The 13,162-nt window shown below is 74.0% G+C and carries 13 protein-coding genes and 1 rRNA gene; 12 read left to right on the top strand and 2 right to left on the bottom strand.

Going from position 1 to position 13,162, the window contains the following annotated elements; translation table 11 throughout:
- The first annotated feature begins 8 nt into the window (after window positions 1-8).
- A 5S ribosomal RNA gene (gene rrf / locus C1I95_RS25640) occupies window positions 9-125 on the top strand.
- Between the two features lie 92 nt (window positions 126-217).
- On the opposite strand, the gene C1I95_RS36940 is transcribed toward rrf, so the two are convergent.
- Window positions 218-2,032, bottom strand: a complete 1,815-nt coding sequence (locus C1I95_RS36940) for a hypothetical protein (RefSeq protein WP_267900715.1) — start codon at window positions 2,030-2,032, stop codon at window positions 218-220.
- Here C1I95_RS36940 and C1I95_RS25635 point away from each other — a divergent pair.
- Window positions 1,967-3,007 (top strand): midas domain-containing protein, encoded by a 1,041-nt coding sequence (locus C1I95_RS25635; RefSeq protein ID WP_233513881.1) that lies wholly within the window; start codon window positions 1,967-1,969, stop codon window positions 3,005-3,007. The two genes, C1I95_RS36940 and C1I95_RS25635, sit on opposite strands and share 66 nt — an antisense overlap.
- Window positions 3,004-4,023: an HAD-IIA family hydrolase gene (locus tag C1I95_RS25630; protein WP_111217452.1), complete on the top strand. Its 1,020-nt coding sequence runs from the start codon at window positions 3,004-3,006 to the stop codon at window positions 4,021-4,023. Before C1I95_RS25635 ends, C1I95_RS25630 begins: the two co-directional genes overlap by 4 nt.
- A gap of 52 nt (window positions 4,024-4,075) precedes the next feature.
- On the opposite strand, the gene C1I95_RS25625 is transcribed toward C1I95_RS25630, so the two are convergent.
- Window positions 4,076-4,414: an SCP2 sterol-binding domain-containing protein gene (locus tag C1I95_RS25625; protein WP_111217456.1), complete on the bottom strand. Its 339-nt coding sequence runs from the start codon at window positions 4,412-4,414 to the stop codon at window positions 4,076-4,078.
- Window positions 4,415-4,527: 113 nt separating this feature from the next.
- Here C1I95_RS25625 and C1I95_RS25620 point away from each other — a divergent pair, with 113 nt between their 5' ends.
- The 9 genes from C1I95_RS25620 to C1I95_RS25580 all read left to right on the top strand — a co-directional run.
- On the top strand, window positions 4,528-5,142 hold the full coding sequence (locus C1I95_RS25620) for a phasin family protein (RefSeq protein WP_111217450.1): 615 nt from the start codon (window positions 4,528-4,530) through the stop codon (window positions 5,140-5,142).
- Window positions 5,139-5,363: a hypothetical protein gene (locus C1I95_RS25615; RefSeq protein WP_111217448.1), complete on the top strand. Its 225-nt coding sequence runs from the start codon at window positions 5,139-5,141 to the stop codon at window positions 5,361-5,363. Before C1I95_RS25620 ends, C1I95_RS25615 begins: the two co-directional genes overlap by 4 nt.
- Before the next feature lie 15 nt (window positions 5,364-5,378).
- The gene (locus tag C1I95_RS25610; protein ID WP_111217446.1) at window positions 5,379-6,239 is read left to right on the top strand and encodes a TlyA family RNA methyltransferase; all 861 of its coding nucleotides are present in this window, start codon (window positions 5,379-5,381) and stop codon (window positions 6,237-6,239) included.
- Window positions 6,236-7,120 carry an NAD kinase gene (locus C1I95_RS25605; RefSeq protein ID WP_111217444.1) on the top strand — a complete coding sequence of 295 codons (885 nt, stop codon included), beginning with the start codon at window positions 6,236-6,238 and terminating at the stop codon, window positions 7,118-7,120. The genes C1I95_RS25610 and C1I95_RS25605 overlap by 4 nt, the downstream gene beginning before the upstream one ends.
- A gap of 195 nt (window positions 7,121-7,315) precedes the next feature.
- The gene (recN, locus tag C1I95_RS25600; protein ID WP_111217442.1) at window positions 7,316-9,073 is read left to right on the top strand and encodes a DNA repair protein RecN; all 1,758 of its coding nucleotides are present in this window, start codon (window positions 7,316-7,318) and stop codon (window positions 9,071-9,073) included.
- Between the two features lie 118 nt (window positions 9,074-9,191).
- Window positions 9,192-10,370 carry a putative cytokinetic ring protein SteA gene (gene steA / locus C1I95_RS25595; RefSeq protein ID WP_111217454.1) on the top strand — a complete coding sequence of 393 codons (1,179 nt, stop codon included), beginning with the start codon at window positions 9,192-9,194 and terminating at the stop codon, window positions 10,368-10,370.
- Window positions 10,371-10,397: 27 nt separating this feature from the next.
- Window positions 10,398-11,339, top strand: a complete 942-nt coding sequence (locus C1I95_RS25590) for a copper transporter (protein ID WP_111217440.1) — start codon at window positions 10,398-10,400, stop codon at window positions 11,337-11,339.
- A gap of 212 nt (window positions 11,340-11,551) precedes the next feature.
- Window positions 11,552-12,418, top strand: coding sequence for a hypothetical protein (locus tag C1I95_RS25585; RefSeq protein ID WP_111217438.1), 867 nt, complete (start codon window positions 11,552-11,554; stop codon window positions 12,416-12,418).
- 1 nt (window position 12,419) lies between these two features.
- Window positions 12,420-13,162, top strand: a 743-nt coding sequence (locus C1I95_RS25580) for a lipid II flippase MurJ (RefSeq protein WP_267900716.1), incomplete at its 3' end; no start/stop codon positions are given.

The raw sequence follows: 13,162 nt of genomic DNA, 5'->3' as shown, positions 1-13,162 counted from the left end.
GATAAGGTTACGGCGGTCATGGCGGAGGGGAAACGCCCGGTCACATTCCGAACCCGGAAGCTAAGCCCTCCAGCGCCGATGGTACTGCACCCGGGAGGGTGTGGGAGAGTAGGACACCGCCGGACACACGTTACAGTCGAGGGCCGCCCGGAATGGGCTGGCCCTCGACTGCGTTGCGCCGTAAAACGGCGTACTCAGGAAGGATGTACCTGTGAGTTCAGGACCTCAGGGCGGAGACCGTCCCCGGGGCTACGAGGGTCGGCCCGGCGACCGTGACGGCGGATCCCGTCGTGACGACCGCCCGTCGGACGGCGACGACCGCGGGCGGGAGCGTGGCTCCCGCGACGGCGGACGCGGCGACAGCGCCGACCGTTCCCGGTCCGGTGGCTTCCGCCGGGACGGCGACCGCCGTGAGGGCGGCTTCCGCGGCGGCGACCGCGGTGCCGGTGGTGGTTTCCGTGGCGAGCGCCGCGACCGTGACTTCGGCGCCGGCCGCGAGGGTTCCCGCGACGGTGACCGTGGCACGGGTGGCTTCCGTGGCGAGCGCCGCGACGGCGACGACCGGCAGGGCGGCTTCCGTCGGGACAGCCGCGACAGCGGCGAGCGTCCGAGCAACTTCCGCGACGGCGACCGGCGTACCGGCGGCTTCCGTGACGGCGACCGGCGTACCGGTGGCTTCCGTGACGGTGAGCGCGGTGCGAGTGGCTTCCGCGGTGAGCGCCGCGAGGGCGGTTTCCGCGACGGAGAGCGCCGTGACGGCGGTTTCCGCGGCAACGACCGCCGCGACGGTGAGCGCCGCGAGGGTGGGTTCCGAGGCGACCGGCGCGACAGCAGCTCCCGTGACGGTGACCGTCGCGACGGTGGTTTCCGTGGGGAGCGCCGTGACGGCGGTGACCGTTCCGAGGGCGGGTTCCGTGGCGAGCGTCGGGACGGCGGCTTCCGCCGAAGCTCCGACGAGCGGGACGGCTCTCGCGGCGGCCAGGGGCGCTACGACGGCGACCGCCAGGGCCAACGCGGTGAGGGCGGTTTCGCGCGTCGCGAGGGCGGTTTCCGCGACGGGGAGCGCCGCCAGGGCAGCTTCGGCGACCGGGACCGTGCCCCGCGTGCGGGTGGCTCCGACTCCGGCGAGCGCCGGGAAGGCGGCTTCCGCCGCGACGGTGAGCGCCGCGACGGCGGGTACCGCGCCGACCGGCGCGACAGTGGGCCCCGCGAGAGTGGAGGCTTCCGGCGCGGTGAGGGCGGCTTCGGCGGCGACCGCCGCGAAGGCGGCTTCCGTGGTGGCGAGCGTCGTGAGGGCGGGTACCGGCCCGAGCGCCGCGACGGTGAGCGTCGTGAGGGCGGCTTCCGCGGCGGCGACAGCCGTGACGGCGGCTTCCGCGAGCGCCGCGAAGGCGGTTTCCGCGGCGGCGACCGTCGTGAGGGCGGTTTCCGCAGCGGCGACAGCCGTGACGGCGGATTCCGTGGTGGCGAGCGTCGTGAGGGCGGTTTCCGCGGCGGCGAGAGCCGTGACGGCGGATCCCGCGGCGGCGACCGTCGTGAGGGCGGTTTCCGCGGCGGCGAGAGCCGTGACGGCGGCTTCCGCGGCGGCGACCGTCGTGAGGGCGGCTTCCGGGGCGGCGACAGCCGTGACGGCGGGTCCCGCGGCGGCGAGCGTCGTGAGGGCGGTTTCCGCGGCGGTGAGCGCCGTGAGGGTGGCTTCCGGGATCGGGACCGTTCCCCGCGCGGCGAGGGCGGCTTCGGTTCCGGTGACCGCCGCGAGGGCGGCTTCCGCCGGGGGGCCGAGGAGCGGGGCGGCGAGCGCCGCGAGCGTGGTTTCCGGGACGACCGGGAGCGGCGGGACGGCCCGGAGCAGGGCGAGGGCGGGGGTACGTCGACTCCGGTGCTGCCCGACGAGATCGTCGCGACCGACCTGGACAAGGATGTCCGCGCCGAACTGCTGTCCCTGGCGAAGCCGGTCGCGGAGACCGTGGCTCGGCACCTCGTGGCGACCGGCCAGCTGATCGACGAGGACCCGGCCGAAGCGCTCGCCCACGCACTGGCCGCACGTCGGCTCGCCTCGCGGATCGCGGCGGTTCGGGAAGCGGTCGGCCTGGCCGCGTACCACAACGGCGAGTGGCAGACGGCGATCGCCGAGCTGCGGACGTACCACCGGATGACCGGCCTGCAGAGCCACCTTGCGGTCATCGCGGACTGCGAGCGGGCGCTGGGCCGACCCGAGCGGGCGATCGACCTGTTCCGCGGCGCGGAGCAGGAGAAGCTGGATCCGGCTGTCGCGATCGAACTGCTGATCGTGGCGGCCGGCGCGCGGGGCGACCTCGGCCAGCGGGATGCCGCCGTGGCCATGCTCCAGGTGCGCGAGCTGACCACCGAGACGGCCGAGCCGTGGACGGCCCGGCTGCGGTACGCGTTCGCCGATGCGCTGCTGGCGGTCGGACGGCGTGCGGAGGCCCGGGAGTGGTTCTCCCGTGCGGCGGAGGTCGACACCGACTCGGAGACCGACGCGGCGGAGCGGCTGCTCGAACTCGATGGCGTGGTCATCGAGGGCGACGACGAGGACGAGGTGGCCGAGGAACTGGCCGCCGATCCTGATGCTCCGGGCGCCCTGCCGGCGCGACCGGACGCTGACGCGTCCGGGGCAGCGATCGACGACCGCACCGAAGAGGACGACCTGGCTGAGGACGACCTGGGCGAGGACGACTCGGCTGAGGACGACCTGGGCGAGGACGATCTCGCCGAGGACGATCTCCCGGAGGACAACCTGGGCGAGGACGACCTCACCGAGGACGACCTCGCCGAGGACGACCTCGCCGAGGACGACCTCGCCGAGGACGACCTCGCCGAGGACGACGTCGCTGAGGGCGAGCGGACCGGAGCGGACTCGGTCGAGGACGGCCCGGCCGGTGGCCCGGCTGTGGAGCTCGAGGCGGAGCCGGAGGTCGCGCCGACCGACGGTGGGGACCGCAGTGAGGGCGAGCGCCCTCAGGAGTCGCAGGCACAGCCGCGATGACCGATACCGGGAATCGGCTGGTCGACGGTTACGCCCTGGTCGTCTTCGACCTGGACGGGGTGATCTACCTGATCGACCGGCCGATTCCCGGCGCGGTCGAGGCGGTCGCCCGGCTGCACGGCGAGGGCCGGGCCGTGGCGTACGCGACGAACAACGCCTCGCGCCGGGCCGGCGACGTCGCCGACCTGCTCACCGGGATGGGTGTGCAGGCACGGCCGGACGAGGTACTGACCGCCGCGGCCGCCGCCGCCCAGCTGTTGGGCGAGCGGCTGCCCGCCGGCGCGCCGGTGCTGGTGGTGGGTGCCGAGGCACTGCGGTCCGAGATCCGCGCGGCGGGCCTGACCCCGGTGTCCAGCGCCGACGAGTCGCCTGCCGCGGTGATCCAGGGCTACGGCCCGCAGGTGGGCTGGGCCGACCTGGCCGAGGCCGCAGTGGCCGTACGCGGCGGGGCGACCTGGGTCGCCACCAACACCGACCGGACGTTGCCCAGCGGGCGTGGGCCGCTGCCGGGCAACGGTGCGCTGGTCGCCGCGCTGGCGACCGCGCTGGGCCGGGATCCGGACGAGGTCGTGGGCAAGCCCGCGCCGGAGCTGTTCGCCACCGCCGCCCGGCGGGCCGGCGAGGGTCGGACGCTGGTCGTGGGCGACCGGTTGGACACCGACATCGAGGGCGCCAACCGCGCCGGCCTGGACAGTCTGCTGGTGCTCACCGGCGTCAGCGACGTCCCCGAGCTGCTCGCCGCCCCGTCGCAGCAGCGACCGACGTACGTCTCCTGGAACCTGACCGGGCTCTTCGACCCGGCCGAGGTGGTGCGGGTGCCGGCAGCCGGGGCGGACAACGGCGGCTGGCACATGGTGGCCGGGGCGGACGGTTGGGAGTTGTCCGGGTCCGGACGCCCGCTGGACGCGCTCGCGGCGCTCTGCGCGGTGGCGTGGTGGCGCGGCCTGGGCGGCCGGCCCCGATCGGCGTCGCCGGAGGCGGCGAAGGCGCTGGAGTCTCTCGGTCTGGCGTCCTGAACGCCGGCCCGGCAACCTGACCGGGTCTGGCGGGCTGACCGGTCTGGCGTGCTCAGAGCAGCTTGCGGAGCTTCATCAGGTCGAACGGGTTCGCCTTGATCGACACTCGGCGGTTGGCCACCGCGCGGGTGACGTCGAGTTCCCCGCGGACCAGGGCGATCAGGTCGTCGCTGGTGGTGGTCATGGCGATCTTCGCCTTCGGGTCGTCGCCGTCGGCCAGATCGATCAGCCGGCCGTCGGTGAGCCGGCCGTGGAAGGCGGTCTCCAGGTCGGTGACCCGGCAGGCCAGGGTGCGGTCCAGGTCGACATGCTCGCGGACGGTCTCCGCGTTGCGTGCGAGCCGGGCGGCCAGATCCTGCAACGCCTGCCGACACTCGTCCACGGTGGCCAACATCGTCTCCTCGCCCCACACCACGTCGTCTCCCGGGCACGGTACCGCACGGGGTGGTCCTGGCGGCCCGGTAGCGTGACACCTGCAGACCCGCCGGGTGAAAGGACTCAGGCATGCAGGACGCGTGGCGCGCCTATCTCGAACTGGCCATGGGCCTGACGGAGGCGCCCCGGAAGAAGGCGCAGGACGCGGTACGTCGGGCGATGGGCTCGACCGGCGCGACCGCCGCCCAGCTTCAGATGCTCGCCGACGAGCTGCGCTCGACCGGGGCGGCCAACCGGGAGGCGCTGACCAAGCTGGTGCGGTTCGAGGTCGAGCGCGCACTCGGCGCGGTGGGGCTGGCCACTGCCGACGAGGTAGTTGAACTGGACCGCCGGGTACGCGAGTTGGAGCGCCAGCTTCGTGCGGCTGCCGGCGTCGCCGGCGGGGCCACCGCCCCAACCGGCGAGGTGCAGGCCGCCGGCGGGGCTGCGGCCGCGACGCCGCCGCCCCCGACCGAGGCGGTGGCCACGAAGGCGGTAGCCAAGAAAGCCGTGGCGAAGAAGGCGGTAGCCAAGAAGGCCGTGGCGAAGAAGGCCGTGGCGAAGAAGGCCGTGGCGAAGAAGGCCGTGGCCACGAAGGCGGTAGCCAAGAAGGCGCCGGGCACGGTGGCCCGTACCGATGGCGATGCGGTGGCACCGGCGAAGGCCGCGCCGGCGCGCCGGCCGAGACCGGACGGAGCCGCGTGAGCGCGCCGCTGCGGCCCGGGCCGCCGCCGGGCCCCCGACCGGGGCCGCCGCCGCGTCGATGGTCCGGCGACGAGGCCGACGACGCCGGTCACCCGGCGGTGGACGCCGCGGTGCAGGCGATGGCCAACGCCGCGACCCTGGCTCCCGCCGACCAGATCGCGCAGTACGAGGCCGCGTACCAGACGTTGCGGGAAACGCTCGCCACCATCGACCAGGCCTGAGGAGGCCGTCCACCCATGGCACGTCGTAACCGGTTGGACGCCGAACTCGTCCGCCGTGGCCTGGCCCGCTCCCGCGAGCAGGCGGTCGAACTGGTGGAGGCCGGTCGGGTTCAACTACGGGGGGTGCCGGCCCGCAAGGCCGCGGCGATGGTCGACCCCGCCGATCCGCTCCTGGTCACCGGCGACGACCCCACCGCGGAGTACGTCTCCCGAGGCGGGCACAAGCTGGCCGGGGCGCTCGCCGCGTTCGCCGCCGGCGGGCTGGCCGTGGCCGGCCGGCGCTGTCTCGATGCCGGCGCGTCCACCGGCGGCTTCACCGATGTGCTGCTGCGCGCAGGCGCGGCCGAGGTGGTCGCCGTCGACGTCGGCTACGGCCAGCTCGCCTGGTCGCTGCGCAACGACGCCCGGGTGCGGGTCTTCGAGCGCACCAACGTCCGGACGCTGACCCCCGAGGCGGTCGGTGGTCCGGTCGACCTGACCGTCGCCGATCTGTCGTTCATCTCGCTGCGGCTGGTGCTGCCGGCTCTGGCCGCCTGCACCCGGGCCGACGGCGACCTCGCGCTCATGGTGAAGCCGCAGTTCGAGGTGGGCCGGGAGCGGGTCGGCGCGGGTGGGGTGGTGCGCGATCCGGCGTTGCGGGCCGAGGCGGTGCTCGATGTCGCGGCGGCCGCCGCGACGCTGCGGCTGGGGCTGGTGGATCTGGCCGCGAGTCCGCTGCCCGGGCCGAGCGGCAACGTCGAGTTCTTCGTATGGTTACGCCGGGATGCGCCGCCGGCCGACCCGGAACGGGTGCGGGCCGTGGTGGCGGCTGGGCCGCAGGGTCTGGCGGCGTTCGGCGACGCGCCGGACGAGGCGACGGAGGAGGTAGCCAGGTGACCCGCACCGCCCTGCTGGTGACCCACACCGGGCGTCGGCGCAGCACCGAGCACGCGCGTACGGTCGCCGCGGACCTCATCGCCGCCGGTTTCGAGGTGCGGGTGGTGGCGGAGGAGGCCGAGGACCTCGACCTGCCGGGCGTGGTGCCGGTGACCGGCCTGGAAGCGGCCGAAGGCGCCGAAATCGTCTTCGCGCTCGGCGGGGACGGCACGTTCCTGCGCGCCGCCGAGCTGGCCCGGCCGGCGAAGGTGCCGCTGCTCGGCATCAACCTCGGCAAGGTGGGCTTCCTCGCCGAGGCGGAGATCGGTGATCTCGACCTCGCGGTGCGCGACGTGGTGAGCCGCAACTACAACGTCGACGAGCGGCTCACCATCGATGTGACCGCGGAGTTCGACGGCGGGCCGACGATCGAGTCGTGGGCGCTCAACGAGATCAGTGTGGAGAAGGGTGAGCGGGCCCAGATGCTGGAGCTGCTCGTCGATGTCGACGGGCGTCCGCTGTCCCGCTACGGCTGCGACGGGGTGGTCTGCGCCACCCCGACCGGCTCCACGGCGTACGCGTTCTCGGGCGGGGGACCGGTGGTCTGGCCCGAGGTGGAGGCGTTGCTGCTGGTGCCGATCAGCGCGCACGCGTTGTTCAGCCGGCCGCTGGTGACCGCGCCCACCTCCACGTTCTCGATCACCGTGGACCCGTTCACTACCCTCGCGGTGCTCTGCTGCGACGGGCGGCGGGTGTACGACCTGCCTCCGGGGGCTCGGGTGACCGTGCGGCGGGGTGCGCTGCCGGTGCGGATCGTGCGGTTGCGGGACCGGTCGTTCACCGACCGGTTGGTGGCCAAGTTCGACCTGCCGGTGCACGGCTGGCGGGGCAACCGCCGCTGAGCGGATCCGGGTGGGCCCGCGGACCGATCGGATCCGTCGGGGCGTCCCGGTGTGGCTGCCGGCCCGGCCTGGGATGTCGCTGGTCGGGCCCGGTTCGGTGTGGTCGCTCGACGGTGCCCGGTGTCGGCATCGGCTGGACGGCGGGCGCCGTGCCGGCTGGTCAAGTGTCGGGGCACGCGTCTACTGTCGGTTGCTGTGCTGGAGGAGCTGCGCATCACCGGACTGGGCGTCATCGTTGACACGACGCTGCCGCTGACTGGCGGCATGAACGTCATCACCGGCGAGACCGGTGCCGGCAAGACGATGGTGGTGACCGGTCTCGGCCTGCTCTTCGGTGGCCGGGCCGACGCCGGGCGGGTTCGCGCCGAGCCCGGCCGGGCCGTCGTCGAGGGTCGGCTGCGGCTCGACGGTCGGGTGGCCGAGGCGGTGCACGCCCGGATCACCGACGCCGGCGGCGAGCCCGATGAGGACGGCTCGGTGCTGCTGAGCCGTACGGTCACCGTGGAGGGTCGCTCCCGGGCCCATCTGGGCGGGCGAAGCATGCCGGTGTCGATGCTCGGCGAGGTGGGCGAGCAGGTGGTGGCCGTGCACGGTCAGTCCGACCAGCTGCGCCTGCTGCGCCCGGCCGAGCAGCGGGCCGCGTTGGACCGGTTCGCCGGCCCGGAGCACGAGAAGCTGCTCGACGCGACGCGGGAGGCGTACACGCAGTGGCGGCGGCTGGTCGACGACCTGGCGGACCGGCGGCGCAACGCGCGGGAGCGGCACCAGGAGGCGGATCTGCTGCGGTTGGGCCTCGACGAGATCACCCGGGTCGATCCGCAGCCGGGTGAGGACGACGAACTCAAGGCGGAGGCGCAGCGGCTGGAGCACGCGGAGGGTCTGCGTACCGCGGCGCAGTTGGCCCACCAGTGCGTGGCCGGCGGGTTGGAGGCCACCGACGACACACCGGACGCGTCGACGTTGCTGGGCACCGCCCGGCGGACGCTGGAGGCGCAGACCGGCACGGATCCGGCCCTCGGTGAGCTGGCGGCCCGGCTGGAGGAGGCGGCCACCCTGGTCGCCGACGTCTCGGTGGAGCTGTCGACGTACCTGGCCGGGCTGGACGCCGACCCGGCCCGCCTGCAGGTCCTCTACGAGCGGCGGGCCGCGCTGCGCGCGTTGACCCGTAAGTACGCCGACGACGTCGACGGTGTGATCGCCTGGGCGGATCGGGCCCGGACCCGGCTGGCCGACCTGGACACCTCCGACGAGCTGCTCGACGAGCTGGACCGGGAGGCGTCCCGGCTGGCCGGCGAGGTGGCCGAGGTGGCCGGCCGGTTGTCGGCGTCCCGGCAGGAGGCGGCGGTGCGTTTCGCCGAGCAGGTCACCGTCGAGCTGGCCGGGCTGGCCATGCCGCACGCGCGGGTCGAGGTGGCGGTGCTGCCCCGTCCGGCCGGGCGGGCCGAGCCCACCTTGCCGGTCAACGGGGTGGAGGTCGGTGTCGGTCCGGATGGTGGCGACGAGGTCGAGTTGCGGCTGCTGGCGCACCCGGGGGCGCCGTCGTTGCCGTTGCAGCGGGGTGCCTCGGGGGGCGAGTTGTCCCGGGTGATGCTCGCCATCGAGGTGGTCTTCGCCGGTTCCGGCGGGCCGCCCACCCTGGTCTTCGACGAGGTCGACGCGGGGGTCGGCGGCCAGGCGGCGGTGGAGATCGGCCGGCGGCTGGCCCGGCTGGCCCGCAGCCACCAGGTGCTGGTGGTGACGCACCTGCCCCAGGTGGCGGCCTTCGCCGACCGGCACCTGGTGGTGGCCAAGGACACCGGCGGCGCGGTGACCACCAGCGGGGTGCGGGTGGTGGAGGACACCGAGCGGGCTCGTGAGCTCGCCCGGATGCTGGCAGGTTTGCCGGATTCCGATCTGGGTATCGCACACGCGGAGGAGTTGCTGGTCGTGGCGGCCAGGGAGCGGCGGCCGTGAGGCCGCGATTGTGAGCGGAGGCACACCAGCCTTCGCCGTCATGTGCTTCCCTGGGTAGGCGGCCCTGCTCAGGCATGTCGCGACAGATTCGCCTGCCTCACATGCCAGGATGGTCACGATGCGTCTACCCACGTTGCGCCGGACCCGGAACGCGGAACCGGGACGAATCCTCGGCACCGCACGCCTTGATCGTCGTACGAAACGCCTGGTCGGCCGGCTCCGCCCCGGCGACATCGCGGTGATCGACCACGTCGACCTGGACCGGGTCGCCGCCGACTCGCTGGTCGCGGTCGGTGTCGGCGCGGTGCTCAACGCCAAGCCGTCGGTGTCCGGCCGCTATCCGAACCTCGGGCCGGAGGTGCTGATCACGGCGGGCATCCCGCTGCTGGACGACCTCGGCGAGGGCATCTTCGAGCGGATCCGCGAGGGCGACACGGTGCGGATCGAGGGCAACACCGTGTACCTGGGGGACGACCCGGTGGCGCACGGCAGCCTGCAGGACGCGGAGAGCGTCTCCAAGGCGATGACCGACGCCCGGGAGGGCCTGTCGGTGCAGTTGGAGGCGTTCGCCGCCAACACCATGGACTACCTCAGGCAGGAACGCGACCTGCTGCTCGACGGTGTGGGCGTGCCGGAGATCGGCACCACGATCCAGGGCCGGCACTGCCTGATCGTGGTGCGGGGCTACGACTACAAGGCCGACCTGGACGTGCTGCGCCCGTACATCCGGGAGTTCAAGCCGGTGCTGATCGGCGTCGACGGGGGCGCGGACGCTCTGGTCGAGGCGGGCTACACCCCGGACATGATCATCGGCGACATGGACTCGGTCACCGACGACGTGCTGCGCTGCGGCGCCGAGGTGATCGTGCACGCGTACCCCGACGGGCGGGCCCCCGGGCTGCCCCGGGTCAACGGCCTGGGGGTGTCGGCGGTGACCTTCCCCGCCGCCGCGACCAGCGAGGATCTCGCGATGCTGCTGGCGGACGAGAAGGGCGCCTCGCTGATCGTCGCCGTGGGCACCCACGCCACCCTCGTCGAGTTCCTCGACAAGGGGCGCGGTGGCATGGCGTCGACGTTCCTCACCCGGCTCAAGGTCGGCGGCAAGCTGGTCGACGCCAAGGGCGTCAGCCGGCTCTACCGGCAGGGCATCTCGGGTTCCTCCCTGTTGTTGCTGGTGCTCTCGGCGGTCGCGGCCATGGCCTCGGCGGTGGCCGTCTCCACCGTGGGGAAGGCATACCTGGGTGTGGTCTCCGAGTGGTGGGACAATTTTGTGTTCCAGCTCGGCCAGCTCTTCTAGCTCCCGATCGATCAAGAGGCTGCAAGCGTGATCAACTTCCGGTACCACGTGGTGTCCCTGACCGCGGTTTTCCTGGCGCTGGCGATCGGCCTGGTTGTCGGCACAGCCGCCCTCAACGGTCCGGTCGCGGATTCGCTCAAGGAGACCGTCAACTCGTTGCGCAAGGACAACCAGCAGATGCGCCAGCAGATGCAGAGCATGCAGCGGGAGCTGGAACTGGAGGAGACCTTCGCGGCCGAGATGGCGCAGATCACGCTGCCGGGCAAGCTGGCCGGCAAGCGGGTGCTGGTGCTGACCACGCCGACCGGTCGTGACCACGCCGAGGGTGTGCTCAAGATGCTCCAGCTGGCGGGCGCCGACCTCACCGGGCGGATCGACCTGCAGGACAAGTTCATCAACCCGGAGAACAACAACAACCTGCTGGAGCTGGCCGTCACCGCGGCCCGGCCGACCGGCGCCCCGACCGCCGGCCTGCCCGGCAACGGCCACGGCGTGGAAACCTCCAGCGCCCTGCTGGCCACCGTGCTGCTGGACCGGCCCGCCGGCGCGGAGCCGGTCACCGAGGCCGACCGGCGGGCGGTGCTGGCCGCGTACAGCAACGCGAACTATCTGACCACCGCCGAGCGGGTCACCGCCCCGGCGGAGGCGGTGGTGGTGGTCAGCGGGCAGCCGTACGTGGACAAGGACTCCGCGAAGAAGGACGAGTCGGTGGTCAAGATCGCCGAGCAGTTCGACCGGACCGGCGGGATCGTGATCGCCGGCAACGGCTCCGCCGGTGGCAACCTGGTGGCCTTCGTCCGCGGCGACGCCGTGCTCGCGCAGACCATCTCGACCATCGACAACGCCAACACGGTGCAGGGCCAGCTGGTCACCACGCTGGCGCTGGTGCAGCAGCTCGCCGAGCGCAAGGCCGGGCAGTACGGCGTGGGCGACAACGCCGCCTCGTTGCTGCCTAGACTGCCCCAGTGAGCCGACGTGCACCCTGGTGTCCGAATCTGACGATGGCCGCCGGCGGGCGGGAGGGAACAGCGTGAGCGAGCTGACCATCAGGCACAGCAGCGTGGCGCCTCGCGCCGCCGACACGCGGAGCGGGGCGGTGGCGTGAGCGAGCGGAGTGAGCGAGCCATCAGGCACAGCAGCGTGGCGCCTCGCGCCTCCGACACGCGGAGCGGGGCGGTGGCGTGAGCGTGCTCGGTCGACTGCTGGTGGCAGGCATCGGGGCGGCTGCCGCCCGGTACGCGCTGCGTGAGGTCCGTACCTCCCCGGCCGGGCCGGGGCTGGAACGGACGAACTTCCGGGGCCGCACAGTCACCCTGGCCGCCGGCCCGGCGCTGGCGGCCGGCGCGGCCGGCGCTGCGGCCTGCGGCGCGGCGAGCGTGCCGGCCGGGGCGGCGGCACTGGTGGCCGGACTCGGTGCCGGCGCGGTCGGGCTCTACGACGACGTGGTCGGCGCCCGCCCGGAGCAGAAGGCCGCCAAGGGCTTCGCCGGGCACCTGGCCGCGTTGCGGCAGGGCCGGGTCACCGCCGGCCTGGTGAAGATCGTCGGGGTGGGTGCGGCCGGCCTGGGGGCCGCGACGCTGCTCGCCGCCGACCCGCGGGTGGCCGGGCACCGCCGCCGACGGCGGCAGGGCGCGCTGGGCCGGGGCGTCGACGTGCTGCTCGGCGCGGGTGTGGTGGCCGGCACGGCCAACCTGCTCAACCTGCTCGACCTGCGTCCCGGGCGGGCGCTGAAGTCGGGTCTGCTGCTCGGTGTGCCGCTGGCCGCCGGCCCGCAGGGTGGGATGGCCGCCGGCGCGGTCGGTGCGGCCGCCGGGCTGCTCCCCGCCGACCTCGACGAGGACGTGATGCTCGGCGACAGCGGCGCGAACGCCCTGGGCGCCGTGCTCGGCGTGGCGCTGGCCGCCCGCAGCGGCCCGCTCGGCCGGGCCGGGCTGCTCGCGGTGCTCGCCGGACTGACCGCGGCCAGCGAGAAGGTGAGCTTCACGCAGGTCATCGCGCGTACCCCGGGCCTGCGTGAACTCGACGCGCTGGGCCGTCGCGCCGACTGACGTGACCAGACCGGCACCCCTCGCCGGCGCCGGCCGGGTGGCCGGAGCGGCCGCGCTCATCGCCGTACTCACCGTGGTCAGCCGGCTGGCCGGGTTCGGACGTACCGCCGTGTTCACCTGGGTGGTGCAGGGCAGCGACCTGGGCGCGATGTACGTCATCGCGAACACGCTGCCCAACATCATCTTCGAGATCGTCGCTGGTGGGGCGCTGGCCAGCCTGGTCGTACCGCTGCTCGCCGGGCCGGTCGCGGCCGGTGACCGGCGGGCGGTGACGGCGACCACGGGTGCGCTGCTCACCTGGACGGTGACCCTGCTCGTGCCGCTGGCGGTGCTGCTGGCCGTGGGCGCCGGCCCGGTGGTCTCCCTGATCGGCGAGGGCCGGTCGCCGGAGGAGTTGGCGGCGGGCGCCCGGATGCTGCGGGTCTTCGCGCCGCAGCTGCCGCTGTACGGCATCGGCATCGTGCTCGCCGGGGTGCTCCAGGCGCACCGCCGGTTCGCCTGGCCGGTGATCGCGCCGCTGCTGTCCAGCGTCACGGTGATCGTGGCGTACGTCGCGTTCGCCGCCGTCGCGGGCACGGGGGCGAGCGTGGCGCAGGCGGGCCGCGGTGCGGAGCTGATCCTGTCGGGCGGCACCACCCTCGGCGTGGTGGTGCTGTCGCTGTCGCTGCTGATCCCGTTGCGCCGGCTGGGGTTGACGCTGCGTCCCGGGTACGCGTTCCCGGCCGACGCGCGGGCCCGGGTGGG

The organism is Micromonospora craterilacus (assembly GCF_003236315.1).
In the GTDB taxonomy this organism is placed as follows: domain Bacteria; phylum Actinomycetota; class Actinomycetes; order Mycobacteriales; family Micromonosporaceae; genus Micromonospora; species Micromonospora craterilacus.
Note: the sequence above shows the minus strand (reverse complement) of the source record. Positions and strands in the feature narration are given on the sequence as shown.